Source organism: Vibrio sp. 397, from assembly GCF_033339395.1.
In the GTDB taxonomy this organism is placed as follows: Bacteria; Pseudomonadota; Gammaproteobacteria; order Enterobacterales; family Vibrionaceae; genus Vibrio; species Vibrio alginolyticus.
Genome location: NZ_JAWOUN010000011.1, coordinates 60,520 through 86,091, shown reverse-complemented (window position 1 = coordinate 86,091; position 25,572 = coordinate 60,520). Strand labels below are relative to the sequence as shown.

26 protein-coding genes and 4 pseudogenes are annotated in these 25,572 nt (G+C 42.6%); 19 read left to right on the top strand and 11 right to left on the bottom strand.

Annotation, left to right across the window (positions count from 1 at the left end):
- Positions 1–37: 37 nt before the first annotated feature.
- Positions 38–508: an anaerobic ribonucleoside-triphosphate reductase-activating protein gene (gene nrdG, locus R7P36_RS17695; protein WP_186585275.1), complete on the bottom strand. Its 471-nt coding sequence runs from the start codon at positions 506–508 to the stop codon at positions 38–40.
- An 84-nt stretch (positions 509–592) separates the two neighbouring features.
- The gene (gene nrdD, locus R7P36_RS17690; RefSeq protein WP_138940298.1) at positions 593–2,713 is read right to left on the bottom strand and encodes an anaerobic ribonucleoside-triphosphate reductase; all 2,121 of its coding nucleotides are present in this window, start codon (positions 2,711–2,713) and stop codon (positions 593–595) included.
- 309 nt (positions 2,714–3,022) lie between these two features.
- On the opposite strand from nrdD, the gene R7P36_RS17685 reads away from it, so the two are divergent.
- The gene (locus R7P36_RS17685; protein WP_064369248.1) at positions 3,023–3,886 is read left to right on the top strand and encodes an endonuclease/exonuclease/phosphatase family protein; all 864 of its coding nucleotides are present in this window, start codon (positions 3,023–3,025) and stop codon (positions 3,884–3,886) included.
- 36 nt (positions 3,887–3,922) lie between these two features.
- Here the strand turns inward: R7P36_RS17685 and R7P36_RS17680 are convergent, their stop codons facing one another.
- The 3 genes from R7P36_RS17680 to R7P36_RS17670 are packed head-to-tail and all read right to left on the bottom strand — an operon-like array spanning position 3,923 to position 5,087.
- On the bottom strand, positions 3,923–4,363 hold the full coding sequence (locus tag R7P36_RS17680; protein WP_064369247.1) for a YeeE/YedE family protein: 441 nt from the start codon (positions 4,361–4,363) through the stop codon (positions 3,923–3,925).
- Positions 4,364–4,377: 14 nt separating this feature from the next.
- Positions 4,378–4,791 (bottom strand): YeeE/YedE family protein, encoded by a 414-nt coding sequence (locus R7P36_RS17675; RefSeq protein ID WP_372058356.1) that lies wholly within the window; start codon positions 4,789–4,791, stop codon positions 4,378–4,380.
- A gap of 5 nt (positions 4,792–4,796) precedes the next feature.
- Entirely contained in the window at positions 4,797–5,087 is a 291-nt protein-coding gene (locus tag R7P36_RS17670) for an ArsR/SmtB family transcription factor (protein ID WP_005376206.1), read from the bottom strand.
- Between the two features lie 151 nt (positions 5,088–5,238).
- On the opposite strand from R7P36_RS17670, the gene R7P36_RS17665 reads away from it, so the two are divergent.
- On the top strand, positions 5,239–6,942 hold the full coding sequence (locus R7P36_RS17665; RefSeq protein WP_318099232.1) for an FAD-dependent oxidoreductase: 1,704 nt from the start codon (positions 5,239–5,241) through the stop codon (positions 6,940–6,942).
- Between the two features lie 119 nt (positions 6,943–7,061).
- On the opposite strand, the gene R7P36_RS17660 is transcribed toward R7P36_RS17665, so the two are convergent.
- Entirely contained in the window at positions 7,062–7,202 is a 141-nt protein-coding gene (locus tag R7P36_RS17660; RefSeq protein WP_213899853.1) for a hypothetical protein, read from the bottom strand.
- 646 nt (positions 7,203–7,848) lie between these two features.
- Between R7P36_RS17660 and R7P36_RS17655 the strand changes: the two genes are divergently transcribed.
- From R7P36_RS17655 to R7P36_RS17635, 5 genes are all read left to right on the top strand, one after another.
- Positions 7,849–7,989, top strand: coding sequence for a hypothetical protein (locus R7P36_RS17655; RefSeq protein WP_213899854.1), 141 nt, complete (start codon positions 7,849–7,851; stop codon positions 7,987–7,989).
- Between the two features lie 161 nt (positions 7,990–8,150).
- Positions 8,151–8,495: a hypothetical protein gene (locus R7P36_RS17650; RefSeq protein ID WP_213899855.1), complete on the top strand. Its 345-nt coding sequence runs from the start codon at positions 8,151–8,153 to the stop codon at positions 8,493–8,495.
- Positions 8,496–8,586: 91 nt separating this feature from the next.
- Positions 8,587–9,357 carry a relaxase/mobilization nuclease domain-containing protein gene (locus R7P36_RS17645; protein ID WP_213899856.1) on the top strand — a complete coding sequence of 257 codons (771 nt, stop codon included), beginning with the start codon at positions 8,587–8,589 and terminating at the stop codon, positions 9,355–9,357.
- Between the two features lie 114 nt (positions 9,358–9,471).
- On the top strand, positions 9,472–9,927 hold the full coding sequence (locus R7P36_RS17640; protein WP_213899857.1) for a hypothetical protein: 456 nt from the start codon (positions 9,472–9,474) through the stop codon (positions 9,925–9,927).
- A 461-nt stretch (positions 9,928–10,388) separates the two neighbouring features.
- Positions 10,389–10,928, top strand: coding sequence for a hypothetical protein (locus tag R7P36_RS17635; protein WP_213899858.1), 540 nt, complete (start codon positions 10,389–10,391; stop codon positions 10,926–10,928).
- 509 nt (positions 10,929–11,437) lie between these two features.
- On the opposite strand, the pseudogene R7P36_RS17630 reads toward R7P36_RS17635, so the two are convergent.
- The 5 genes and pseudogenes from R7P36_RS17630 to R7P36_RS17610 form a co-directional block, all read right to left on the bottom strand.
- Positions 11,438–11,909, bottom strand: a pseudogene (locus R7P36_RS17630) (GNAT family N-acetyltransferase).
- A 299-nt stretch (positions 11,910–12,208) separates the two neighbouring features.
- On the bottom strand, positions 12,209–12,382 hold the full coding sequence (locus tag R7P36_RS17625) for a hypothetical protein (RefSeq protein WP_213899859.1): 174 nt from the start codon (positions 12,380–12,382) through the stop codon (positions 12,209–12,211).
- Between the two features lie 162 nt (positions 12,383–12,544).
- The gene (locus tag R7P36_RS17620) at positions 12,545–12,838 is read right to left on the bottom strand and encodes a hypothetical protein (RefSeq protein ID WP_213899860.1); all 294 of its coding nucleotides are present in this window, start codon (positions 12,836–12,838) and stop codon (positions 12,545–12,547) included.
- 203 nt (positions 12,839–13,041) lie between these two features.
- A complete protein-coding gene (locus R7P36_RS17615) occupies positions 13,042–13,404 on the bottom strand; it encodes a VOC family protein (RefSeq protein ID WP_213899861.1) in 363 nt (120 codons plus the stop codon).
- Between the two features lie 267 nt (positions 13,405–13,671).
- Entirely contained in the window at positions 13,672–13,860 is a 189-nt protein-coding gene (locus R7P36_RS17610; protein WP_213899862.1) for a hypothetical protein, read from the bottom strand.
- A gap of 461 nt (positions 13,861–14,321) precedes the next feature.
- On the opposite strand from R7P36_RS17610, the pseudogene R7P36_RS17605 reads away from it, so the two are divergent.
- The 12 genes and pseudogenes from R7P36_RS17605 to R7P36_RS17550 form a co-directional block, all read left to right on the top strand.
- Positions 14,322–14,697: pseudogene (locus R7P36_RS17605) on the top strand (LexA family protein); the annotation flags it as partial.
- Positions 14,698–14,709: 12 nt separating this feature from the next.
- A pseudogene (locus R7P36_RS17600) lies at positions 14,710–15,160 on the top strand (DNA polymerase V subunit UmuC); the annotation flags it as partial.
- Positions 15,161–15,204: 44 nt separating this feature from the next.
- Positions 15,205–15,513, top strand: a complete 309-nt coding sequence (locus tag R7P36_RS17595) for a hypothetical protein (RefSeq protein ID WP_225473080.1) — start codon at positions 15,205–15,207, stop codon at positions 15,511–15,513.
- A gap of 83 nt (positions 15,514–15,596) precedes the next feature.
- Positions 15,597–15,810 (top strand): annotated as a pseudogene (locus tag R7P36_RS17590) (transposase); the annotation flags it as partial.
- Positions 15,811–16,186: 376 nt separating this feature from the next.
- A complete protein-coding gene (locus R7P36_RS17585; RefSeq protein WP_213899863.1) occupies positions 16,187–16,585 on the top strand; it encodes a DUF2170 family protein in 399 nt (132 codons plus the stop codon).
- 18 nt (positions 16,586–16,603) lie between these two features.
- On the top strand, positions 16,604–17,296 hold the full coding sequence (locus R7P36_RS17580; protein WP_318122241.1) for a hypothetical protein: 693 nt from the start codon (positions 16,604–16,606) through the stop codon (positions 17,294–17,296).
- Between the two features lie 4 nt (positions 17,297–17,300).
- The gene (locus R7P36_RS17575; RefSeq protein ID WP_318099223.1) at positions 17,301–18,371 is read left to right on the top strand and encodes a potassium channel protein; all 1,071 of its coding nucleotides are present in this window, start codon (positions 17,301–17,303) and stop codon (positions 18,369–18,371) included.
- A complete protein-coding gene (locus R7P36_RS17570; protein ID WP_213899866.1) occupies positions 18,365–19,051 on the top strand; it encodes a DUF2491 family protein in 687 nt (228 codons plus the stop codon). Before R7P36_RS17575 ends, R7P36_RS17570 begins: the two co-directional genes overlap by 7 nt.
- 6 nt (positions 19,052–19,057) lie before the next feature.
- On the top strand, positions 19,058–19,483 hold the full coding sequence (locus R7P36_RS17565; protein ID WP_213899867.1) for a DUF350 domain-containing protein: 426 nt from the start codon (positions 19,058–19,060) through the stop codon (positions 19,481–19,483).
- Between the two features lie 18 nt (positions 19,484–19,501).
- Complete coding sequence (locus R7P36_RS17560) at positions 19,502–20,209, top strand: hypothetical protein (protein ID WP_213899868.1); 708 nt, start codon at positions 19,502–19,504, stop codon at positions 20,207–20,209.
- 47 nt (positions 20,210–20,256) lie between these two features.
- Positions 20,257–21,588 carry a glutathionylspermidine synthase family protein gene (locus R7P36_RS17555; protein ID WP_213899869.1) on the top strand — a complete coding sequence of 444 codons (1,332 nt, stop codon included), beginning with the start codon at positions 20,257–20,259 and terminating at the stop codon, positions 21,586–21,588.
- A gap of 188 nt (positions 21,589–21,776) precedes the next feature.
- Positions 21,777–25,553 carry a DUF4132 domain-containing protein gene (locus tag R7P36_RS17550; RefSeq protein WP_213899870.1) on the top strand — a complete coding sequence of 1,259 codons (3,777 nt, stop codon included), beginning with the start codon at positions 21,777–21,779 and terminating at the stop codon, positions 25,551–25,553.
- Positions 25,554–25,572 lie beyond the last annotated feature (19 nt).

The following is a 25,572-nucleotide window of genomic DNA, read 5'->3' as shown; positions in this document are numbered from 1 at the left end:
CACGCGTGAGCCCTTTTTATGTGCGGAGAATGCTTGATTAGATGTCCGTAAAGCGATGAATGATTTGGTTTGAACTGCCACGCCATTCGAGATTGAGGTCTTTCTTGTCTTGTTCAAACTTACCATCAATCAAAACATCGATGTATTGCACCACTTCCCTTTGCGCGTCATTCAGTTCCGTCAGCGTGTAGCCAGTCCAAACCCAAATGTCTTTACCTGGGCACTCCTCTCTCACCCTTTTCACTATCTTCAAAATATGAGGCACATTAGCAGGGTGAAGCGGATCTCCACCCGACAACGACAAGCCACGGCGTTTGATACGCGTGTCGTTTAAGTCAGCGATGATTTTGTCTTCCGCTTCTTGCGTGAAAAGTGCACCAGAATCCAAACGTTGCGTCGACTGGTTATAACAGCCACGGCACTGATGCACACAACCCGACACAAACAGCGTGCAGCGCGTACCTGGTCCGTTAACAACGTCAATTGGATAGTATTGGTGATAATTCATAATGCGTCTCTGTGTTATCGCGAAAGAGAAAATCAACCTGTTTAAAGTTGATTTTCAAAGTGTTAAAACGAGTGGTAGTAAACCTTACAGGTGTTTAACTCGGCGCTTCACTTCTTCTTGCTTACCGAAGTTAAACGGGCGTGCATCTGGGCTGCCTAGGTAGCCACAAACTCGACGTGTTACTGATACTTTGGTTGAATCATGGTTGCCACAGCTTGGGCAAGTGAAGCCTTTACTTGTACAGTCAAACTCGCCGTTGTAGCCACACTCGTAACACTCATCAATTGGCGTGTTTGTACCGTAGTAAGGCACTCGGGTGTAACTGTAATCCCATACGTTTTCTAGTGCTTCAACGTTGCGTTGCATGTTCGGGAACTCGCCGTAACAGATAAAGCCGCCGCTTGAGATTTCTGGATAAGGCATCTCAAAGTCGATCTTGTCGTATGGGTTCACCTTCTTCTCTACATCCAAGTGGAAGCTGTTGGTGTAGTAACCTTTGTCTGTTACGCCATCAATCACACCGAACTCTTTTGCATCGATGCGGCAGAAACGGCTGCATAGGTTTTCACTTGGCGTTGCATATAAGCTGAAGCCATAGCCAGTTTCGTCAGCCCATTGATTCACAGCATCTTTTAGATGCTTGATGATAGCGACCGCTTTTTCACGCAAAACAGCGTCATCATAAACGTGCGCTTCTGTACCGAATAGCGCGTTAATTGTCTCGTGTACACCGATGTAACCAAGAGAAATAGACGCACGACCGTTCTTGAAGATATCTGCGATTGAGTCGTCTGCTTTCAAGCGAACACCACATGCGCCTTCCATGTATAGGATTGGGGCCACACGTGCTTTCACGTTTTCAAGGCGAGAGATACGTGTCTCTAGTGCTTTACGAGCAAGACGTAGGCGGTCATTTAGAAGCTCGTAGAATTTCTCTTCGCTTCCGTTTGCACGGATAGCGATACGAGGAAGGTTCAAGCTCACGACGCCAAGGTTGTTACGACCTTCGTGAATCAGCTCACCGTTTTCTTCGTAAGTACCAAGGAAGCTACGGCAACCCATTGGCGTTTTGAATGAACCGGTTACTTCCACTACTTTGTCGTAGTTAAGAATGTCTGGGTACATACGCTTAGACGCACACTCAAGCGCAAGTTGCTTGATGTCGTAGTTTGGATCTTCTGATTTGTGGTTCAAACCATCTTTGATGCCGAATACAAGTTTAGGGAATACCGCTGTTTTACGGTTCTTGCCTAGACCTGCAATACGATTCTTCAGAATCGATTTCTGGATCAGGCGTGATGCCCAGCTTGTACCAAGACCAAAACCGAACGTAACGAATGGGGTTTGACCGTTCGCTGTATGCAGCGTGTTTACTTCGTATTCTAGAGATTGAAATGCGTCGTAACACTCTTTCTCAGTGCGCGCTTTTGCGAACTCTTCTGGCTCAGCAATGTTCCACTCTTTTGCAATCTCTAGGTGTTTCTCGTAGCTTGTGATTACGTACGGTTCTAGAACCTCATCAATACGGTTGATGGTTGTACCGCCGTAAATGTGGCTCGCGACTTGAGCAATGATTTGTGCTGTTACCGCTGTTGCAGTCGAAATTGATTTTGGCGTATCAATCTCAGCGTTACCCATTTTAAAACCATGCGTCAGCATGCCTTTAAGATCGATAAGCATACAGTTAAACATTGGGAAGAACGGTGCGTAGTCTAAATCGTGGTAGTGAATGTCACCCACTTCGTGCGCTTGAACCACATCGCGAGGAAGAATGTGCGTCTTCGCGTAGTGTTTCGCTACGATACCAGCCAACAAGTCACGTTGAGTCGGAATTACTTTGCCGTCTTTGTTCGCGTTCTCGTTGATTAGATCCAGATTACTTTCTTCAATCAAACCTTCGATTTCGCGAGTTAGTGCACTTTGCTTCTCACGAGCGATGTCGCGATCGTGGCGATATTCAATGTAAGAACGCGCTAGGGCTTTGTAAGGACCTTGCATGAGTTCATTTTCGACTAAGTCTTGAATCTCATGGATGTGAACTTCATCGTGTTCTCTTAACTGTAACTCGACAGCAAGAGCCACATTAAGAGCATAAATAGCGACATCTTTATCTTTGTTTTCCGCTGCTGCTTCAACTGCTGCTTGGATACGATCCCTGTTGAACGGAGCTCTTGATCCGTCGCGTTTGATTACGATTGGTTTCACCTTGTTCTCCTTACCCGAGCATACTCACAGAGTTATCCACAAACACACTATATGGGGTTATTTTTTATTCTAGCAACACAATATATTGTGGCGTATTTAACGAGAAGCACCACTCAAAAACATTGATTTTGATCAATAAAGATTGGCTAGCGAACAAGAAGAAATCGATCTTATTGGCGTTGATCTCAGTTGCGAAGAAAACCATGAAAATTGCAAAATTGGTACTAAATCTACTTGCTATTTTTGGAGGTCTTGTAGGATAAAGGATGGAAAGGAATACGCTAAAAGATAGGAGTGCAACAGGCCAAAATGCGATCACTTTTTGTTACGTTAATATTACTTTTTAGTTCTCTTTCATTTGCTCAAAACTCCATCAATCTAACCAGTTGGAACATAGAATGGTTATCTATAGATGGTGGAAAAGTGTCGAGAACACCACAAGATTTTGAAAAACTGACCCACTATGTGGATAAAACACAAGCCGACATTCTTGCTTTTCAAGAAGTCGAAAGCGTCGCTGCAATGCAAAAAGCTGTTGGCAATGACTTCACTATTTATCTTTCCGATCGTTCAAACGCCTCCAACCGACACCTTCAGTTTAACGACACCAACCAATACACAGGCTTTGCCGTGCGCAATGGCGTAAGCGTATTAGACAAGCCAGACTTCTCTATCACACGAGGCAACAGCAAGCTGCGCTTCGCGAGCTACCTTGTTTTAAATCCAAACCAAGAAAACGAGACTCACCTACTCTCTGTACATCTGAAAGCGGGTTGCAGTGGCGCGTATCGTAATAACCGCGATTGTAAGATAGTGAAACAACAAGGACAGGCACTAGCTAAGTGGATAAAGGCGCGCGAGGACAACAAACAACATTATGTCGTGCTTGGCGACTTTAACCACAACTTGGGTTATCAAGGAGATTGGTTATGGGACGTGATATCAGACAATACTAGTGCAAAGCTAGTGACTAAAGACACTAAAGCGGAATGTAAAGTGCGTTCTAATCGTAATCCGAATAAAACCCACCAATTCCGCTCGGTGATAGACCACATTATTGTGAGTGGTGATTTAAAGGCGTCGTCTGGTGTTCAAACCGTTTTCAAAACACAAGATGTACTCGACTATAAACTGAGTGACCATTGCCCGGTTTCTACGACACTCACTTTTTAGCGTTTAAGTACTATTTTTAACGTTGAAGTACTTTCTTTATTGACGAACCACTCTTTTAGCGGTGAATGACCCAGCCAACATTGCCGCTATAAAGAGCAGAACTTGTGTGTTGCCAGTGAAAAGGCTGGCAACCGCAGGACCAGGACACACACCCAGTAACCCCCAACCAATACCAAACAGTACAGCACCACCGACTAACTTTTTGTCTATCGCTTTAGAAGTTGGGCATACAATCTCATCACCAAACACAGATTCGCTTCTTGGCTTTATTAATAAAAGATAAGCTGGAACGAACACCGCAAGTGCTCCGCCCATTACAAAGGCTAAGCTTGGATCCCATGCTCCAGTAATATCGAGAAAGCCAATCACTTTTGCCGGTTCAGCCATACCAGAGACCACCATACCAATACCAAAGAGCACACCAGAAAATGCAACAACGGACATTTGCTTAATACTTTTCATTACATGAGTTTTCATAACGGCACTATTCCTCACGATACTAGCAAGACGGTTAACATGGCTGTGGCCATAAAAGTACACGTCGCGACCACAGAACGGATTGAGAAACGCCCTATCCCACAAATGCCATGACCACTAGTACAACCATTGCCGATACGCGTACCGACACCGACTAACAAGCCAGCAACGATAACTAAAACAACAGAACCGCTGTACTGTTCTGGTACATGCCCGCCAAGAACATAAACAGCAAACACGCCACCTAATACCATCGCAATTAAAAAAACAATGCGCCAAACGCGATCTGCGTTCTCAACGGCACCGTTTAAGATCCCACTGATCCCAGCAGTCTTGCCAGTAAATAGCATCAGTGTTATCGCTGATACGCCAACTATTATGCCGCCCAACAGCGACATCCAAGGAACTTCAAACATAGCAACCGCCAAACTAATTACTTACAGAAAACTTGCTTAAAGGCCTCAACCAGCGGACCAACTCTTTCATCAGAAATTGAATAAAATACCTGCTGAGAAACTTTTCTAGCTTTAATAATGTCGTGCTTTCTCAATACGGTGAGATGTTGTGAAAAAGCAGATTGGCTTAATGATGAACCTTCAAACAGTTCACCGACCCCTTTCTCGCCCTCAATCAGCTTACACATCACGATTAGGCGCTCTGGATGAGCCATAATTTTAAGCAGCTCACTCGCTTCGGTCGCACTTTGTAGCATACTGTCGCCCATTCTTATGCCTCTTCATTACTACATTACATTTTATTAGATATTACTAATTAATATTATTAAGTCAATGCTAATGTAGATTAAATAACATTAGACTTAGCTAATTTATTTAAGTAAGGTGTAGGCGTTTTCGATCATTCAGCAGGAGAAATCCATGAGCAAAATCGTGATTATTGGTGGGGTTGCTGGCGGTGCATCTGCAGCAGCTCGCGCTCGTCGTCTTAGTGAAGACGCAGAAATCATTATGTTTGAACGCGGTCCATTTGTGTCATTTGCAAACTGTGGCTTACCCTATCACATTGGTGGCGATATCCAAGAGCGCAGCAAACTGCTTCTTCAAACGCCTGAAAGCTTTCTAGCGCGTTTCAATGTTGATGTCCGTGTGATGAACGAAGTGGTTTCTATTAACCGTCAAGACAAAACGGTTACGGTTAACAATTTGCTTGATGGCTCGGAATACCAAGAGAGCTACGACTTTCTTCTACTTAGCCCTGGCGCAGGTCCAGTTGTGCCGCCTATTCCGGGTATTGATAACCCGTTAACACACTCGCTGCGCAATATTCCAGATATGGATCGCATCATTAAAACGATCGAAACCAACAAAGTTGAACACGCTACGGTCGTTGGTGGTGGTTTTATCGGTTTGGAAATGATGGAAGCCTTCCACCAGCTAGGCATAAAAACCACATTAGTTGAAATGGCGGATCAAGTGATGACGCCCGTTGACCGTGAAATGGCTGGCTTCGCACATGCTGAAATTCGTGAGAAAGGCATCGACCTTAAACTTGGCGTCGCACTTGAGTCGGTGAAATTCGTACCTAACGAGCACGTGGCAAGTTTCGACTCTGGTGAGAGCGAAAAACACCAACATCTAGAAGGTGAATTGGAATTAACACTAAACAACGGTGAAAGACTCACCACCGATATTTTGATTATGGCAATTGGTGTTCGCCCCGAGACCAAATTAGCGAAAGAAGCTGGCTTAGAAATCGGCGCTCTTGGTGGTATTTATACCAATGAATACATGCAAACCAGCGATCCTTCGATCTACGCTGTCGGCGACGCGGTAGAAGAGAAAGACTTTGTGACTGGCGAGCAAACTCTAGTGCCACTTGCGGGCCCGGCAAACCGTCAAGGCCGAATTGCAGCAGACAACATGCTTGGCCGCCAAGAAACTTACCAAGGTACGCAAGGCACGGCGATCTGTAAGATCTTTGATTTAGCCGTCGCTTCTACTGGTAAAAACGAGAAACAGCTGAAACGTGAAAACATCGCTTATGAAAAAGTGTATGTGCATACAGCAAGTCACGCGAGTTACTACCCAGGTGCAGAAACTGTGTCGTTCAAAATGTTGTTTGATCCAGTAACAGGTAAAATATTAGGTGCGCAAGCAGTAGGTAAAGACGGTGTTGATAAACGTATCGACGTAATGGCAGTTGCTCAGCGTGCTGGTATGACGGTAGAGCAACTGCAACACCTCGAGCTAACTTACGCGCCACCTTATGGCTCTGCTAAAGATGTAATTAACCAAGCGGCGTTTGTGGCAAATAATATCATCAAAGGCGATGCGACCGCGATTCATTATGATGAAATGGATTCACTGACAGAAGACCAACTGTTACTTGATGTTCGTAATCCTGGTGAATTGGAGTCCGTTGGTTATCTTGAAGGTGCAATTAATATTCCTGTCGATCAACTACGTCGTCGCATGCACGAACTTCCTAAAGACAAAGAGATCGTGATTTACTGTCAAGTTGGGTTACGCGGTAACGTAGCATACCGTCAGCTGGTCAACAATGGTTACAAAGCCCGCAACTTGATTGGTGGCTATCGCACTTACAAGTTCGCCACTGCTTAAGGTAAACCAAACACTGCCCTTATCCTTTGGAGCACTCTGTGTGCTCCTTTTTTGTTTATGAAGCAAAGAAATAGGTAATGCTACTTTTTTCGCTGAACAAGCTTTACAACATTCTTTTTTTAATTCAGCGTTGCTGAAGAGGAAACAGGTTTCTTTTTACTAACCTGCTTTGCTGCCAAATTAACAGCTTTTGCAAACGATTCAGCTAACTCAGAAGTATAAGCTTTCCTGGCTCTGCGCTGTTTTACCTTACCATCCATAACCCATCCACTTAGCACGCGACCTCAACTCGACAAGTTCTACGAAGTCGGCCAACATAATCAGCCTTAAGCATACTGGTATTTATTCTCCTACTCAATTAATTTGGTTCGAATCGTTAATTATTAACCTAATAAATCCAATACCCAAAATCACCACACGATACCTTTTAAAAAGTAATAAGTTGACTAACTATAATTTTATATTATGCAGAAAGTAGTCCACTCTAATATCCCCCCACTGTAAGTGCTTTATCATTTATTAACTTATCAATAAATAACTTACTTCATATAACAAAAACAAATTATTTTCCAAATAACTCAAACTATACTCAATATGAAATTTCATGTCAGTTGAATAAATCGCACACAGTGGATTAAAATAAAACATAGGAACACTATTTTAATTTACACCCATGAATAATGGGAATGCACTCCATGAGTGCGGGCATAAGAATAACCACAGTGCTTCCACTAAATTACAAAACACGGAAACAAGCCAGTACTAATTATTTCTCGTTCCTCGAAATTAATTAACAGCTTGTCCTGCGGAGCTGACTCACTCACGCTGCGGTGCTCGAACCTTACGGTTCTGCGCTTGTCGCTTCGCTCCTCCTTACCACTAATAAAAATAATAAAGTTAATCAGTATGATTAATTTTGAATTAAGCATCAGAGAAAAGCTAGACCAGATGAGCAGTGCAAAGCTCATCGAACAACGTCAGCTCGTAATTGAAATGCAGGGTGACTACCGTCATCTTAGGGATTCTGAGAGCAACTCGAAGTCCTAAAACTTATTGAACAGCGTATCAATAAACCAAACCGCGACAGACCACGGAAATCAGCAGAATCAAAATGCAGTGAACAGGTCAAAATCAATATAACTCCGCAGGAAAGAGCAGAACTCGAGTACCGTAGAACAAAGCTAGGCTACAAACACCTATCCACTTACATGCGTGATATCACTCTGAACCTTACACCAGATCTGCAAGTCAGCCAGATTGAGAGGCCCAGCGTTGATGAATGTGTTCTTGAATCTATCAATGAAGATATCCAGTTCTCAAGCGTTCAACTGATGCATGCCCTGCAAGAGAATGTTTTAGATAAAGAAACAGTAAACCTTATCATCGAATACCTATCACTGATTCAACAAAAACTTGCTGAGCGAGAGCAACAAGAGCTGGGTGAATACAACTCAGATTTCGCTTTGATGCTTGCTAATAGGCATTTGACCCAAGAGCAGCTTCAAAAACTCGCTGACTTCAAAGAACTGCGCGAAGAAGCAACTTACATGTAACCAAGGGGCGACTATGTCGCTCCCTTCCGACCCCGTCGGGTCGAACCTACCGATTCTTCTCACCACATTACAATTATAAAAAGGTGTAACTATGGCTATTCACAAGATTTTCAAGACGAAAACGCCAAACAAAAAACAATCCATCGAAGAGCAGTCTGCTGCAACCACTAGCTACGCGGCAGGCACAACCAAAGATCTACAGCAATGTATCCTTGTCGAATACGCTCCTGGCAAGTTCAGGCCTCATGAAGAAGAAAACATCATTAGTGAAAAAACCGAATTCCTAATGGCTCACAACATCCCATCACCACTCCCTATCTTAAAAACGCCCCACTTCAAGGTTCACGAGATGAATTGGTCTGAAATTGGACGTGAGATAGCAAGCTATAAAAGCAAAACTGGCATGCAGAAACCGACTAGCCATCGAATGATATCTCTTCAAAAAGGCGAACAGCTTGACCTCATACAATGGCGTAGGCTCGTTAAGAAATACATGCGCAGAATGGGGCTTCATAACACAAAATATATCGTGTTCATTCATCACGACACCGATCATAGCCACATCCACATCAACTGCGGCACCATCGACTTAAAAACCAAGAAGGTCGTCAATGAATGGCAAAACCACCCTAAAGCCACGAAAGTCATGCGAGAAATTGAAGAGGAGTTCGGCCTTAGAAGTGTTGCCAATCCAGGTGATATGTTTAATGAAATTGATAAGAGCAAGAAATTAAAGCCCATTAACATCGATCCTAAAAAGAAAACTAAAGGCGGTGATAAAGCCCAAATACGACGCAAGCTAGACTTTGTTCTTGAGCAAAACAGACATGCTACCCAACGGTATGTCCTATCGTTTAAGTAAGCCCAATAAATCACGAAACAAGACTAACAGGCCAGCCTTGTACTTTCCTTCTTCAAAGATGGAACACGGCAACGCATACTCCCTAAAAAACTGCTGAATAACGGTCGATTTACAATGACCGAAAGTGACAGTCAAAGCCTTAAACAGTTAAATATTCTTGAATCTAAGCGTGCTTATGCCATTGTTAAAGGCCCAACCCAGACCATAGAGAATGGGCACGGTCATCTTCTGAGTCATGATGACCGCCACTGCAATGTGGTGCTTCGCTTCAGAGCGAGAGATTTCACAAAAAACAATAAAGCTCTAAAGTACTCACGCCTCCGCACTTACCTTCAACTTTACAACGAGGGCGGTTCCAGGGAATACGACTCCAAGCTTCATGTCTTTGTTTTCAGGGTGAAAATCAATCAAAAATGGCATAAGGAACGCTACAGCAAATCTTGGTTCAATTCTCCCAAAATGACTCGTGATGAATTCTTTGCATTAGTCAATCAACATCTGGCAGAGCTATTGATTGAGTTCATTGAATCATTGCTGCATATGTCGGGCTTTTGTTCCCCTTACTATTGAGGCAGAAAGCCACCTGGGAGACTACAAAGAGCAACAAGACTTCCAGTTAAGGCGCGACGACGGACTACACACCGTCCACACCATCCACACCATCCCCCAGATTCTGAATGCTATACAAGATGCAAACGCAAGCGGACATATCGAACGCTACTTAGAGATGTGCGAGGAGCAAGGGCTAGCTCTAACCTTAAAGAGTAAACTCTAGCTTACTAATTTTAGTCAATTTATTATGGTTCTTAATCAGAATAATAAGTTGACTAAAAATCTTTTTTAAATATAAGCAAATTAATTACCAAACAAACTAATACAAAGGAATCATTAACTTAGCAATCCAAGCATGAAAAAAACCACGAATTAATATTTAATAGTAAAAATATGTAAAATAACTTTTTATTGCATAGAAAAATAAGAAATTACTATTTAAATAACCTTACTAATAAATATAATAAAAAGGACAACTTATGATCAGTGTAATTGAAGAAAATAAAATCATTTCCGACATGAGAGAAGAAAACGCAAATACTGCAAACATTAAGGTATGGTATCAATTGCGTCTACCACGTGATAACGGTAAGTCTATATCAGTAAGAGGAACTGTTATTGATAGAGACTCTGTCGTCTCATCTGACGTTATCTTCCAGATCCCATTGGATACCGCTACTAAGATACCAAACTCAAAGTACGACATAGAGCGTAGATACGCCACAGAGCACTTTCAACTACACATCATGTCTCTAAAAGACAGCTACTTCGAGAAAATTCAGGTGTATCTCAAACTTGCAGTCAAAGAAAACCTCGAACGCGTGGCAAACATTGAACGAGGGACTGTTACTCTCGAAAACGGCGATACCATTCATCAGTTCGCTGCCCCAATCCACCATTTGTGTGAAACTATTGGTCAAATTGAACGTGCCGACGGCAGTCGCACAACTGATTCAAGAGGATTAGAGCTAAAAGAGGATGAAGCCGAGGACATTCAGCAGGCCTTGGCCCTTCTATAGTCGATACTGTCTAACATGGGCTACGGCTATAGAAGCTTTAATGTAGAGAAGTACCAAAATGATGAGCTCTCCAAATTCATGGACAAAAAGTATGACATGGGTCGAACGATTGGAGGTCTGGCAAGAAGGAGAAGCAATCTAAGTTCGAGCAAGACTGCATGGCCCGTTTCACTATCTGCGACGAAAGTTTATTGACGCCGCTTTCAGAAAACGCCACTTCCAACACTACATCTCGCGTTAGAGCAACCTTTGAAGCGTTAAGAGGAAGAGCCGTAAAGTAGGGACAAAGTCTAAGTCATGACAATGCTTGGGGCTCTTTCGAGCCCCTATTTCACACCGCGCGTAGCTTATTTTGGACAGAACCTTATTGGCTTAATTTGAATATTACGCCCTGTCAAGGTGTGAGAAACGCAACACCGATGCCGCCTTAACCACTAAAACCAGCGCATAGTAAAAAATGCCGCGCGTGCTGAAATCCCTCTTGAACAATTTGCTAGCCCGATACCCGACTAATACATATACCCTAACCAGTTTATATGACCAACAGCCCAAGTTTTACCGCTAATCGGTTTAACATACAAATCATCGACTTGATCAACTGCAACGCCATCATTCTTATGATCATGTATTCGCAACCAAGAGCTTAAAGAACTAAGACGAAGATAACCATTACCATAACAAAAGTATCTAAATCGGAGATTAAATTAATAAAGTCGATCTGTTTGCTTGAGGCATACTCGCTGAGTTGAGACAACATGGCAGTTCCAATACCATTTCTTTGAGGTGATTGTTCAACATAAAAGTCACTAACGCCCAATATTTGTAAATTTCATCGCCGACGCTAACAACTCTATAGTCCAGCCCAATGTCACCAACCAGTTGATCATCTCTGTACTTTAAAGCCCTCATATACGGGAGTTGCTTATAGTAAGAACGAGTTACTTGATGTTCAGGAAACGACTTGTTTCTGAGGACTTCAATTGAGTTATGCTACTCTTTAGATAACTCTATTTCTGGGGAAGTATCCATATTTTACTTTTGAGGGCTAACGCCGCGTTAAGTAATGAGCAACACTGCCACTGAGCCTAAACCACTATGGACGTAAACGCTAAATTTAAAAGAAACCTAAATGCCATGCATTGCGAATCTGCCTTAAATACTTTTTAGTGCTTTGAACGGCGACCAAATGCCCACCTAAAACAATCAATCAATAGCAAAGGTATCGCTGTAATCAAGTTTGAATACATGTATTCTTCTGATACATATAAAAAATTTGATCTCTATTTCTCTACAGCCTCTTTTGGAGTAGCGGCAAAAATGACATCTCCTGAGACCTCAAACCCCTGCTTAAATAATATTTCTTTTTCATCGAGAAAACTGTTTGTGCCCATATCTAGAAATGTAAACGCTTTATCATTGGTATCGGGCTTACTATAAAACTGAAATTTTGACATTAAAAATCCTTATTCTTGATTTTTAGAGAGAGCACTAACGCCGCTTAAGTGGTGAGCAACGCAATACCGAAGCTCACGTAACCACTTTAAACACTAAAATCGAGGCACAGTAAAAATACCACACGCTGGGAATCACTCTTAAATGCTTTGTTATACCTATGTTCAAGGGTGCTTCATAACCCTGTGGTCAACATTATCTTCTTGCAAGTTTTCAGCTAAACCCATTTCACCAACTACGAATAATACATTCCATATAGCCGAGAAGGTTTCATTACCCGTTCTTTCTGGAAAGTTCCCTGCTTTACTAACACTTTTTTCTGCAATAATATTTTTACAAACAACACTGGAACAGCCTACTTCTTTTTCGTCAACAGGCGTGGTAATCCGAATATCGTTAGCTAAGCTACCTATAGAAAAACTGCTAATTAAACCGATAACTATAAACTCAGATTTCATGACAACAACCAATATATTCACAAGACCAATCAAATTAAAGCACTTATTAGCACGAATTGTTCAACGTGAAAAGGCAAAACGTCCTGTTAAGGTGTGAGCAACGCAATACCGATGCCCCCACATACAACCTAAACACCAAACGTAACGCATAGTAAAAATGCCACGCGTGCCAAATCACTCTTGAACAATTTGTTATGTACGTGCTAAAGGTGCACTACTGACTCCACATTGTTGCCCTCAGGGTCAATCAAAAACGCAGCGTAGTAGTTTGGAGCATAGTGTTTTCGTAAACCAGGCTTACCGTTGCATTTACCACCTAAAGATAACCCCGCTTGATGAAACGCAGAAACTTGTAATTTGTTTGATGCAGAAAAAGCAATATGGCACTTAGAATTACTGACGCCTTTTTCAATTAGAAACCTTACATTTGGCTCGCTCGAAAGCCCAAAGCCAGTAGCATTTTCATCTGACCACTTGAGTTCAATACCCAATGGCTCTAGCACATTCTTGTAAAACACACGACATTCTTCGAATGCAACTACCTTAATTTCAAAATGATCTATCACTCTCGATCCTTTAGAGTTGGTTACAATTTTCCTTAAAGTACATAACGCTTTCTATGCGGCTTTTAGCCCATTTCATATTCCTATTATGTAACCTTTTTAATACCATACCAACAATCTAATCAATAGGTTAATGAAAGTTAAAAGAAATTAGATTGTATGATGCCTCATAGTTTCAGAATAATAGTGTTACCCTAACTCCTTCGGATAACCTTTGATAGGGGAAATTACTAGGCTCAAAGTCACGCTTTGATGTTTCCTACTTCAGCTTCACCACCCCGAAATGCCCTTAACCTCTTTCCTCGGGATCATTCGATAGTCTCCAAGCTTCCAATCGTCGACAAATACGTCGAATTCGTCTTTTCCTAGGTACTCAATAGGACGAGCGGTCAGATACTCACTCTGTCTAGCTTCTGCCGACACCAGTTCATAATGAGCTTTTAAGTCACCGAAACTCAAAGCTTTCTCGACCAACTAGTAAGACGTAACCGCCTTGCACATCAGCACGCTTTTCTCAGAAAAGCTCCCGTGAAGGACATCAACTTCATCTCGGCCTGCTCTTAAGTCATCAAGACGTCTCTTTAGTTAACCATATATTTCCATCTCTTCATCAAACTGAAACACTGGGTAAAGATGCCAATCGTTTATATCTATATACAGCCCTTTTCGACTCCCCTCTTCGACCACCTCATCAGTGCAAAACTCGAGCTCAATAAGCAGGTTCTTAACCGCGGTAAGTCGCCTTTGATCTAATTCCATCACTACGTTTGTCCTCATATATTCTTGATTATCAGAAACATAGGAACAAACCTTCAAATCACATAATTAAATTTGCTGAGATATTAGGCCGACAGTTTACACCCACTTGCCAAAATGACTTTTCACACCAAATAATACTGTTCACTTACACAGTATTATTTATGAGAGTTATTCCAATTAGCGCACATGCTGGCATCACTGGATTTAGTCTCCAGCTACTGAATACATTCAACTCTCTAGATCTAGACGAACTGCTAGTAGAGCATCCCAATGCAATCTTCATCGGGCGAGCATGTGGTGATTCCATGCAAGGGCTAGGTATATTTGATCAGGATTTGCTGATCGTTTTCGACATATAGATGTTAAACAGAACGACGTTATTGTCACAAACCTCAATGGTGAATTCATATTCATCGCAAGCGGCTATTATCGGCACACAGTAAGTATCAACCAACCCTGATTACCGAATGTGACTCATTTTCGTTAGAAGGTGTAGTCATCAGATCCATACGTTGTCATCGACCAAGTAACCTGCTGAGAGCAAAAATAATGTATGCCTTAGTCGATTCGAACTCATTTTATTGTAGTGCTGAGCAAGTTTTCCGTCCCGACTGGCGAGGTAAGCCCGTCGTTGTTCTTTCCAATAGCGACGGGGGGCGTGGTGGCTGCAAATCGACAAGCCAAAGAAGCAGGCATTGAGAAGTTCAAATCATTCTTTCAAGTTAAAGCACTTTGTGAGCAGAAAGGAATCATTACCTTATCATCCAATTACGAATTGTACGCAGACCTGTCGTCCAAAATGATGCAAGTTATTAGTCGACTCGCTCCAGAACAACACATGTAAAGTATCGATGAATCTTTCCTATCATTAGAACGTTGTTACCCTGCCATTCCATCCTTGAAAACGCATGGAATGAACCTGAGGCGATCGATGTGGAGAGAATGTCGCTTACCCGTTTGTGTTGGCTTTTGCCCAACTCTTGCCTTGCTAACTGTGTCCATCCCTGGCACATCGGTGGCGACATCAAAGATAGCAGTAAATGATTGCTACAAACACCAGAAAGCTTTTTAGCTCGTTTCAGCGTTGATGTTCGTGTAATGAATGAAGTGGTATCGATAAATTGTCAAGACAAATACCTAGGACCAATGATTTATCATTCCCAAGGCGGTGGTACGCCAGACAGAGAACATATTTTCGACCTTGAGCAAATCCATCGAACTCGTACTGGTTTAGTGAGCTACGACGATTACAACTCTCTCACGCAAAAAATTCCGCAAGAAACAAACGCTGATGAAGGCCCAAACTTTGATTTGCGGTGCTACGACTATCTTAGTCGCTACACAACACCATAATTAGGGCAGCAACGTGTAACGGAGTGGATGTCTGAACACACGGCGGACAGCCATCAAATTGAAGCTGCGAGCGATGAGCCAACAACGGAGGAACGGGCATGTTTAAGTACCTAGACCATCGAGATGGTCAGAACAAAACGAAGACGTTGACGAAGGAAGATATGATATTACGGTTCGTGAGTCGTATCCCTCGGCACCATTTTAAAATGGTGCGTTACTACAGTTTTCTGTCCAATAGAAAAACTTCCTCTGGTGTATTTAGCCTTAGGAAAGAAGAGTACGAATCAAGCAGATCCTGCTCACGTATACCTTTTTGTCGCATGCAAACCCGTTAATTGAATTGCACATCCAAGTTATCAAAAAGCACCAAAGACACATCAAAATAAAACATGCTTTCTTTATGTCGGCAAGAACCGTGAGATTGCTTATACGAACAGACATTTTGCCAAGTGAATAATCCTAACCATCACGATATAATTGCTTTGTTTTTCAAGCAGGTCCGATACGCCCATTGATATTTCTAAGCTAACCGAATGGTTAAAGGCGTACTCCCCCCCCTGAACAAGACGATATCGTTTGACCGCCACCTGTGCGGTTTGAAGTAAACTCAGTGGGAACGTTTTCCTCATGAGTGAGCACAACTTATAGCAAACAAATACAGATGGAAGTGAATATGTGGACTGCTAACGAATTGGCATCATCTTTAAATGAAACTAAGTTCATCCCTACAGTGATCGGTGAATCTTCTCTTTCTGTTGTTTTAAAGGAGCATCAAGACTTAGCAATTGCTGTTGTCATAAACGGAGAATACATGACCGCTGAGGCAGTGCTGGCCTCGGTCGATCAGGTTAAGGAGCCAGCAAAACTGAATTATTGCTTATTGAAAGCAGCAAAGCTGTTGCCTTTATCTAGTTTCGCCTTGGAAGAGATCGATGGCGAAGAATGCTATGTGATTTTAGGTGAGGCATTGTCTAACACGCCTATCGAAGGCGTAGAGAAAGAGCTTAATAAACTGGCTATCAACGCGTTTGAAGTCGCGCAGCTGATTACTGAGCATAATCAGCAAAACTAATTTCAGGAGAAATACACCGTGAGTTTGTTTAAAAAATTATTTGGACTTGGCGAAGCCGTAGCCAAGAAAGCAGAAGAGGCTATCGATGACCGCTATGGCGTAGAAATTCATGAGGCGAATATTGCTCGTGCTCGTAAACGTCTAACTGGCGCAAAACAGAAAGTCGATGAGTGTGAGTCAAAAAACCGTGTCCAAAAACGAGACCTTGAAGCTTACGAGTCTCAAGTAGAAGGTTATGAAGCGAGTTTGGCAGACATCAAACAACGCCATGACAACGCTAAAGCAGCTGATGATGAGCAAAAAGCAGCAGAATTCCGAGCTTTAGGCCTAGAAATTCATAACGAGATCAAGTCACTAAAAGCGAAGTATGCGCCACAGATTGAAGCATATGAGTTCACGCTAGATACAATTAAAGAAAATCGCACTTTGATTGTAGAGATGGAAAATGAAATCCAAGCAGAAGAGCAACTGATTGCAAACTATCGTGCGAATGCTGAGCTAATTAAAGTTCACAAAGCACAAACAGAGCTTGCAGCAGAGATTAAAGGCGTATCTGTAGCTGGCGGCGGTGCCGTGTCAAAACTCGCCCGACGTCAAGAAGAAGAAAGAGAACTCATTCGACTGCAACGTGAACGTAAGAACGCTTCATCAAATAGCCTACAAGATAAAATCGACGCAGCGACAACCGATGATGACGGTTTAGGTTGGTGATTCAATGTTTTTACATCGTCCATTGCTACTGAGTTTCTTGCAAAGGATGGTGGGAAATACAACGTGGCGAGTACTCCTCGCCACCTATTTCATTCACTACCTTTTTACATGGGCAATGCTCGCCGCATTCAGTGAACCGCTGACCCAAAACTTTATTGATTATACCTATTGGTACAGTGTCTCAATGAGCACAGTTGGCTTCGGGGATATCTCACCAGTAACGCCTGGAGGCCGGTTGTTCTATGCATTGATTATCGCCCCTACTGGTATTTTGCTATTTGGCTCAGCGCTGGCGAAGTTAGGCGAATTGTACTTAACACTGAAAAAAAGATTTGTAGCAGGAACAATTGACGTGAGCGATCTCAGTAGACATATCATTGTCTTTGGTTGGATACCACAACGCACGGCTAAGCTGACAAAGCTTCTCCAAGCAAATAAGAAAAAAATCGTCATCGTTTCTGATGAAAAAGGTTTAGATCATCCTCTGATGAACACCGATATTCTCTATGTAAATGTTGAGAACTATGTTTCTGTTAAAGAGCTAAAACGACTGGGTTTGGAAAAGTGCGATAGCATTATCGTAAACACGGGTATAGATGCAGTTAACTATTTAACTGCAGTTGCCGTCGATCACTACCTAGAGCGTGTTGGATCCAACGCCCATATCGTAGTCTATTCAGAGTGTGAGGACATTCAAGCTCTGTTAGAAGGCGCGAGTGGCCGCACTGAGATTATCAATATTCATGACGAACACCTACTTTCACGCTCAGCAATGTTCCCTGGTAGCAGCTCTTGCACAGAGGCGCTGCTTAACCCTGCTTTTTTAGCAACACATTTCACACTTAAACTCCCCATTCAAATGCGAGAAATGGCTTTCTCTGAATTGTCGGCAATCCTTAAGCGAGAGCTAAAAGTCATCTCGATAGGCTTTTCCAAAAAGAGTGACAAGCTAGGGCGAAATTTGCAGCTCAACCCCGATGATGATGCCATGGTCAGCGGTGGTGATTTTATTCATTACATCGCAAACCAAGAGATCCAGAAAATTGAAACTCATTTGAAGAATTATTTATGTTAAGAAAACTCAAAACACTTTTTGAATTAAAAACTAATCCTGATCTCGTTGAAAACACGAAATGTGAAACAGCGACTTTAGGTATAGACCTCCAAAAACTTATCACTGTTGATTATCCGATGCTTCGTTTCACGCCTGAACTAAAGTTTCAGATTGGTTCTGAGACGAAAAAAGTGACCGGTAAATCTAGCCACAATGAAAGAGGTGAACATACGCATCGTTTCTATACCGAAGACGATTACTTCTTTCAGTTTAACTTTTTTGGCGAAAACAAAATTGACAACCTTATCGACATTATGCTGTTCAAATATCAATTAGATGCCGGAGACGAGTTTTGTTCGAAGAGTGATAAAGCAACAGAAAACTACTGGCGAAACATAATTGAAGAAAGTGAAATATTTTCTTTTGAAGGCGCTGAATATCACCGATTAACGGGTGTGCTTGGTGGCCTAGAAGTCGTGGAAGTCATCGGCGATGACTTAAACACTATTGACAATAACTTCGCTGTATTCTTTCGAGATATAACCGCGCAAATGCAAGAGATCGTCATTGTCAATGTCGAGCAAGAAGTCGTGGTTAACGACAACCACGATATTGTTCACCGAGGAAATTACATCTGCTCCATCGCACTTGGCGTTTCCATACCTCTCACACAGTTAACTATTAATCACCAACAAGGATAACTCTAGATGTTCAACTCCTATGAATTTAATGTAATGCAATCCCTTTCTGGGCTAATTCCTTTCATTGCATATTTTGGCCTTTCGTTACTGATGGTTATTGTTTTCGCTTTTGTATATACCAAATTTACACCTCACGACGAGTTTGCATTGATAAAACAAAACAATGAAGCAGCAGCGATTTCGTTTGGCGGTGCCCTTTTAGGTTTCATTTTAGCGTTGACTGCTGCCTCAAAAGTATCAGTAAACTTGATAGACTTTGCGATCTGGGGTGTGGTTGCAATGGTTGTTCAAATTTCCGTATTTGCTTTGGTTCGTCTCACTCTTCCCGCTATTGTTGAGCGTATCAACGCAGGTGAAAAAGCTAAAGCTATTTTGCTTGCTAGCATTTCAATTAGTGCTGGTCTCATCAACGCAGCTTCAATGAGCAACTAACCAGCATAGGTGCAAACAATGAAAAAGTCTCAGATTGCGTTGGTGGGTGGCGCTGGTTTCATTACCGGCATGACTGTAATGGCCACAGTACATAGCTCCTCTCACCAATACGACAACACCATAACGCCCCCGCCTGATCAAATTCAAAATGCTGTTGATGACGTTCTTTTAACACTGAATAACGAAGATATCGAACTCAAAGAGTTTCTGGCTGAAATTCAAAAGATTCATCCCGAAGTTGTAGGTGCACGATACGGTTACCTCAATAACGTGAAGTATCTGTACGTCGCGGTACTGAACGTCAAAGGTGACACGAAGAGTGGCGTGACTGAATATATTATTCAACTGGATAAGACCCATTCCGGAAAAGCCAACTCACAACTCGCTCGAGAGTTGAGCAGTCAGTCAAATTGCGACCCCGGCTATCTTTTTGATGACGACGACAACGAGTGTTATCGCCACGTCTCGAATTATTCGAGTTGGAATAGCTACTCGCGTACGTCTTACTCAACGATGGATAGCTACAGCACGACAACGTCCAAAGAGAAACGGATCTACAGTGCGCAAACTGTTAAAAAAACATCTGCCGAGCGTGCCGCTGCAATCAAAGCAAAAGCATCATCCGACAAGACACTATCTCAACAACGTCAAGCGTTCTCAACAAAACGTTCTTCCAGCCGCAGTAGCTCGATGGGTTTCAGTTCATCTCGCTCGTGGGGTGGATAGTTTCATCTCAGGAAATAAGGGGGGGCTCCCCCTTCATGCACACAAATATGCGTAAAATACTATTACCCGTGACACCAGATTACTTCGCTCTGGAAGCAGAGTGCCCCCGCACATCTGCGATCGCATTGATTCATGGTGGCAATACTTCTTTAACGCCATTGGAAGACGAGTTTGTTTTTCCTGAGAATAAGGATGCCCAAACCCCTTTCTATCGCTTTACACGAGAGGAGGTTAAAGCCATCAACATTGCTTCCGAGCAGGTTTACAATCTACTCGTCAATTCTCTAGACTTTCTTTTTTCTGAAGCCTACAAATCCCTAATTCCAACCTTTTATGGAAGGGAATTCATCGAACAGTTTCCCGAGTTTGTTGAGTATGCCATCCATACCTATGAGCAAAATCATGAGGCAATCTACGGCAGATTTGATATCGCCTATGATTTTGAGAATGGTAAGGTTTTAAAGTTCTACGAAGGTAACTTAGACACTCCAACGATGTATTATGATTCTGTGATTATGCAGGATCATTTGGTTACTAAGCTCGATCAGGCAAACGACCAATACAATCTACATTATGAAAACTTGACTAAGACTTTAGACCGAGTGATAGGTAAATCGCCCAAGCATGTGGCTTTCTTATGTGATACAAAGTTGACTGAAGACTGTATCACTACAGAACTGCTTTTCCATGCATTTAACGAACAAACCGAACATTTGGTCCAGTTCTCCGACATCAATAGGCTGGTTTATGATTTCTCCCTAAATCGAAGTACGTGGTTACTTGACGATTTAGAGTTAGATTACATTTTCGCACTCTACCCTTGGGAAGACATGGTTCGGGACCTATATGCTGAAACGTCTAATCCCCTTTTAGAGTGGCACAAGTGGTCTAATAAAACACGTTTCATGGAGCCCGCTTGGCGATGGTTCGTCTCAAATAAGGGAGTCTGGGCATGGTTAACGTATTTAAAAGACGTGCTTGCTAAGGAAGATCGTGTAATAGAGGCTTTTGTTACTGCAAACGCTGAAGCATGGCAATACGTTATTCCATCATTCATGGAAAAGCCCCCCCACCTCTCACATTACGTAAAAAAGCCGCTCCAAGGCCGAATGAGCAACAACATTGAGTTCTATCATGATGACAAGCTCGTTCACGAAACCTCTGGATTTTACGCTGAAGATGATTTCATTTATCAAGAACTTTGCCCAACTACATCTGCAGATCAGGGCGAAACAAAAGCCATCGTTTGCTCTTGGCTCGCTCCGTGGGTAGATGGCGAAGCACTAGATATGGAATCTTCCGGTATCGCTGTGAGAGAGTTCACAGGTGAAGTACTCCAGCTTCATAAAGAACGTTTCATGCCACATATCGTTGAATAAGAAAAGCGGCATTGTAGCTAATGCCGCTCACTGTGTACCGAGTCAACTGAAGGTGCGGGCTTGGTTCCTGAAAACGGTCATTAATTCGAGATGGCATTGTTGATCAAATCAGATAGAAGATCGACGACGCCAAGACAAGGCAGACTTACCTTTTTAATAAAAATAAATCACTAAATAGTGAGCGTAGTATGATAACTGAATCAGAACTAAATATTGCTAAAAAAATTGTTGAAGACAACGACTCTTTTTATGAAATAAAAGATGAATTGCGTGAGCACTTTGAAGATGGCGACCAATATAAGAATATACTGTGGGAACTGCACAAAAAGCAGATCCTCAATCTCGCGACTGAGATAAACTCATGGTATACACTCAGTGGGGCTTCTAATGGCTATACCATTGCTGATTGTATTGATTTATTTACTCAAGCCAGTAAAGAACCTGAAAACATCAATCGTTGGAATCAATATGGTAAAATGACCGACTACTCGGTGTCTTTGATAAAGAAGGCTCAAGGTGATGTTCAACCATTAATTGATGCGCTGCCTTCATTCTTAGAATCCATTTCTTTATCTCTCTACTTTGAATTTTTAAAAAATAAACAGATCAATGTCGATCAAACCCCTGCTTGCTTACTAACAAAAATTGCCGAGGACGTTGTTGATGATAGAGAGCAAAGCACACTAGAGGAGATGTTTGCATGCTGGCCACACCAAGACGTGTGTGACGCCATCAACATCGCTGCAACGCAAGCAAGATATATATATTCTCTGGATTTCTTAGCATTCACGTGTCACAGCATCACTCCAGAACAACTGTGCATAATTGCTGAGAATCATCGTGTCGATTATGATGACATTGCACCTTACTTCGACCAACACAGTGACGCAATTTGTCAAATAGCCTTAGCTTACCCTGTGCCACAAAATTATGATGGCCATTCACGAGCAATGGCGTTATTTCCTTGGCTTGCATTACATTTAAAAAAGCAAAATCAACAGATTGACGACGCTCGTGCGGATTACCTTGTTGAACATTTAAGTGCTTACGACCTAAGAACAAACAGTGCTGTGTTGTCGGCATTATCAGACCAACACATGGAAAAATTCATACTTAAGCATCTGCATAAAGTAGAGCTTCTTAACCTTTTCTGTAATGAGAATGTGGCCACTCGCATGGTTCAACGTATTGTCGATTGGGGACGCTCAGAGCTTCGCATTGATAAGAAAGAGGAAAAAGGGCTGGCTGTTATTGGTACACGTTTTCCACATGTGTTGATTTCTGCACTCCAAACCAAAAAAATCCCGCAGCGCTTTTTCCTTGTCAACGCCTTGAGTGTCTCGACGGATCCTGCTGCGATCCCTACCTTAATTGACTATCTTGATGATACCATTGAGAGCGTACGACAAGCGGCAACAAAAGGATTGCTTAAACAAGGTTCCGCAGCAAGTGATGTATTATTGAATGCCTTATCTTCTCGCAAAAAAAATGTGCGCTTTCACGCGTGCGAAGCATTGCTTTCATTGGCGTCAGATCCAAGCCTGACCGACATCATCGTGAGTACAACGACGCCATTGTTCAAAAAAGAAAAAGTCGCTGACATAAAATCATTGCTTGCTACTCTATCAGGACAAGAAAATGAAGTGAGTGTTGATACAAACCCAGCTAATACGGTGAAACAATTATTACAAGCCGTTTCTAATGATGATCATAAAACCGTTAAGCAAGCCATTAAAGCCATCAAAGCCAATGCAAACTGCCGTGATCCTGAGTGTGGCTGTGACACCTCTGAAAATTGGGTGAAAAACTTCGATTCTTATGTTGAACAAATCGCCAATAACTTGTTGAGCCAACATGGTGAGCGTGCTTTAGTGGTGACACTGAGTGCAATAATTCATCACGTTTGTCCGCACTATTATCAGCTTGCATTACTTAAAAAACTCATGGAACACCATGACAATAATGAGCAAAATGCACTGCTTTGCCTGACTTATTGGATTCAAGATATCGAGGCTGATGGCGGTTATACGGAAACCAATAAACACGCATTTCAGTTTTTCCTCGAGTATTACCAAGAGAATGCCATTAAGGCCGCTGAGATTACCTTATCCACAATGGATTCTCTGGCGATGGATCTGCTATGGTCACTCTATTTACCACTGCAATCCGCCAATACGTTAACCGTATTTAAAGCGTTCAGTCCCAATGCGTCAGCGCGCTCAATGGCATTAGCGCTTCAATGGTCGCCAAATGAGACGTACCCTATCATTATTGACCTATTGGCGCATAAAAAACTCGCGACTCGAAAACAAGCGGCTGAAGCCTTATCTCAAGCCCCTAGTCCAGATGCGCTTCCGGCATTAAATGCAGCCCGAGCAAAAGAGAAAAACCACGCATTAAGCCTATTGATGAACAACATCGCCTTTACGATCACGCTAGCTCAGAGCGATCTTGAAGCGCAATTAGATGCCGATGCGCCACTTTCAACGGATACCCTTACCCAGCTTGAAGCACTACTGAGTGAATTTGCTGGCGCACTACCAAAAGGCATCGAGCTTGAGAATTTACCATCACTTCATTGGACAACAGGTAATCCATTACCACCAAAAGTCATGCAATGGGTGGTCTCTAAATTATCAGAAGAGAGCGCAAAACAGCACTCAAGTTTATTGGTTAAGGTGATCGCACACTGTAATAACACTGGCTTCAAACCGTTATGGGATGCCCTCTATCAACAAGCGGATGATAAATCACGTCGCTTAGGTTGGGTATTGTTCTCTGCGGCTTTACTGGGTGATGACATCTTGATGCAAGCGTACGGCAAAGATCTCGATGATGAATCACGCAACGGGGCGTCTGCCAGTGCCTTCTATAAAGTTGAAGTCTTAGCTTACCAAAGCTCTACCGTGGCACTCACTTGGCTGGATCACTGGTCACGCAAAGCCCGTAGCCAAGGATTGAAAGAACGCTGCATTAAAGCCCTGAATCAACTGGCAAAAGAAAGAGGCATTTCTCGCGATGAGATTTCCGATCTTGTGTCTACGGATCTCGGCTTTGACCAACAAGGAAACGCGGCTTTCCCATTTGGGGATCGCACGCTAACGTTAACACTCAGCGATGAAGGTTCACTGATCACAAGCCTAGATGGCAAAGTGCTAAAATCGGCACCGGCGACACGTAAAGACGATGATGCTGAACTGTTAAAAGTGCGCCGCGCAGAGCTGACTCAATTCCGTAAACACATCAAACAAGTGTACCGTAATGCGGTTGAGCGTTTAGAGCAAGCGATGATCACCGGTCGTCTTTTCTCACCAAGTTTATTTAATCAAACATGGGGGCACAACCCACTACTCAGTTACATTGCACGTCGTGTTGTTTGGTCAATTCAGCACCAAGATAAGATCACGCTTGCTCGTCTAGACGAAAGTAACCAGTTTGTGGATATTGATGATGAAAACATTACGATAGACAACGAGAGTCTGTTCTCTGTCGTCCACCCATTAAAGCTGGAAGAAACAAAGTGCATCGAGTGGAATAATCTATTGGATGATTATGAGATTGTGCCGCCTTTTGCTCAATTGTCGCGCCCAATCTTTACGTTAGCGGAGGGAGATCACGCGTATAAAACGATCACACGCTATAAAAAAGAAAAATTCGGCACATCACGTATGCGCAGTTCGCTAGAAAAACGTGGGTGGCGAACTGGTGAGCCTTTAGACGCTGGCTCTGTGCAATGGTTCGAAAAATACTTTGTTCAAGCCAACATCAGCGCCCTAATTTATATGGAAGAAGGGTTTTGTATGGGCTCGTACGATTATGAAGAGAATCAAACCATCCCCCACGTTAAGTTTTTCACGGGTGATTATCATTATTATTCGGATCGCAACAATCACTTACTGGAGCTGGGTAACGTCTCCCCAATTGTCTACAGTGAAGTAATTAATGATATTGAATCAATGGAATAACCCTACATTAAAAATGTTA

What these genes read in the sequence shown, in the direction of transcription:
- nrdG (WP_186585275.1), bottom strand. Translation starts at nt 508, where the DNA reads ATGAATTATCACCAATACTATCCAATTGACGTTGTTAACGGACCAGGT.
- R7P36_RS17685 (WP_064369248.1), top strand. Translation starts at nt 3,023, where the DNA reads ATGCGATCACTTTTTGTTACGTTAATATTACTTTTTAGTTCTCTTTCA.
- R7P36_RS17680 (WP_064369247.1), bottom strand. Translation starts at nt 4,363, where the DNA reads ATGAAAACTCATGTAATGAAAAGTATTAAGCAAATGTCCGTTGTTGCA.
- R7P36_RS17670 (WP_005376206.1), bottom strand. Translation starts at nt 5,087, where the DNA reads ATGGGCGACAGTATGCTACAAAGTGCGACCGAAGCGAGTGAGCTGCTT.
- R7P36_RS17665 (WP_318099232.1), top strand. Translation starts at nt 5,239, where the DNA reads ATGAGCAAAATCGTGATTATTGGTGGGGTTGCTGGCGGTGCATCTGCA.
- R7P36_RS17660 (WP_213899853.1), bottom strand. Translation starts at nt 7,202, where the DNA reads ATGGATGGTAAGGTAAAACAGCGCAGAGCCAGGAAAGCTTATACTTCT.
- R7P36_RS17655 (WP_213899854.1), top strand. Translation starts at nt 7,849, where the DNA reads ATGATTAATTTTGAATTAAGCATCAGAGAAAAGCTAGACCAGATGAGC.
- R7P36_RS17650 (WP_213899855.1), top strand. Translation starts at nt 8,151, where the DNA reads ATGCGTGATATCACTCTGAACCTTACACCAGATCTGCAAGTCAGCCAG.
- R7P36_RS17645 (WP_213899856.1), top strand. Translation starts at nt 8,587, where the DNA reads ATGGCTATTCACAAGATTTTCAAGACGAAAACGCCAAACAAAAAACAA.
- R7P36_RS17640 (WP_213899857.1), top strand. Translation starts at nt 9,472, where the DNA reads ATGACCGAAAGTGACAGTCAAAGCCTTAAACAGTTAAATATTCTTGAA.
- R7P36_RS17635 (WP_213899858.1), top strand. Translation starts at nt 10,389, where the DNA reads ATGATCAGTGTAATTGAAGAAAATAAAATCATTTCCGACATGAGAGAA.
- R7P36_RS17625 (WP_213899859.1), bottom strand. Translation starts at nt 12,382, where the DNA reads ATGTCAAAATTTCAGTTTTATAGTAAGCCCGATACCAATGATAAAGCG.
- R7P36_RS17620 (WP_213899860.1), bottom strand. Translation starts at nt 12,838, where the DNA reads ATGAAATCTGAGTTTATAGTTATCGGTTTAATTAGCAGTTTTTCTATA.
- R7P36_RS17585 (WP_213899863.1), top strand. Translation starts at nt 16,187, where the DNA reads ATGTGGACTGCTAACGAATTGGCATCATCTTTAAATGAAACTAAGTTC.
- R7P36_RS17575 (WP_318099223.1), top strand. Translation starts at nt 17,301, where the DNA reads ATGTTTTTACATCGTCCATTGCTACTGAGTTTCTTGCAAAGGATGGTG.
- R7P36_RS17570 (WP_213899866.1), top strand. Translation starts at nt 18,365, where the DNA reads ATGTTAAGAAAACTCAAAACACTTTTTGAATTAAAAACTAATCCTGAT.
- R7P36_RS17565 (WP_213899867.1), top strand. Translation starts at nt 19,058, where the DNA reads ATGTTCAACTCCTATGAATTTAATGTAATGCAATCCCTTTCTGGGCTA.
- R7P36_RS17560 (WP_213899868.1), top strand. Translation starts at nt 19,502, where the DNA reads ATGAAAAAGTCTCAGATTGCGTTGGTGGGTGGCGCTGGTTTCATTACC.
- R7P36_RS17555 (WP_213899869.1), top strand. Translation starts at nt 20,257, where the DNA reads ATGCGTAAAATACTATTACCCGTGACACCAGATTACTTCGCTCTGGAA.
- R7P36_RS17550 (WP_213899870.1), top strand. Translation starts at nt 21,777, where the DNA reads ATGATAACTGAATCAGAACTAAATATTGCTAAAAAAATTGTTGAAGAC.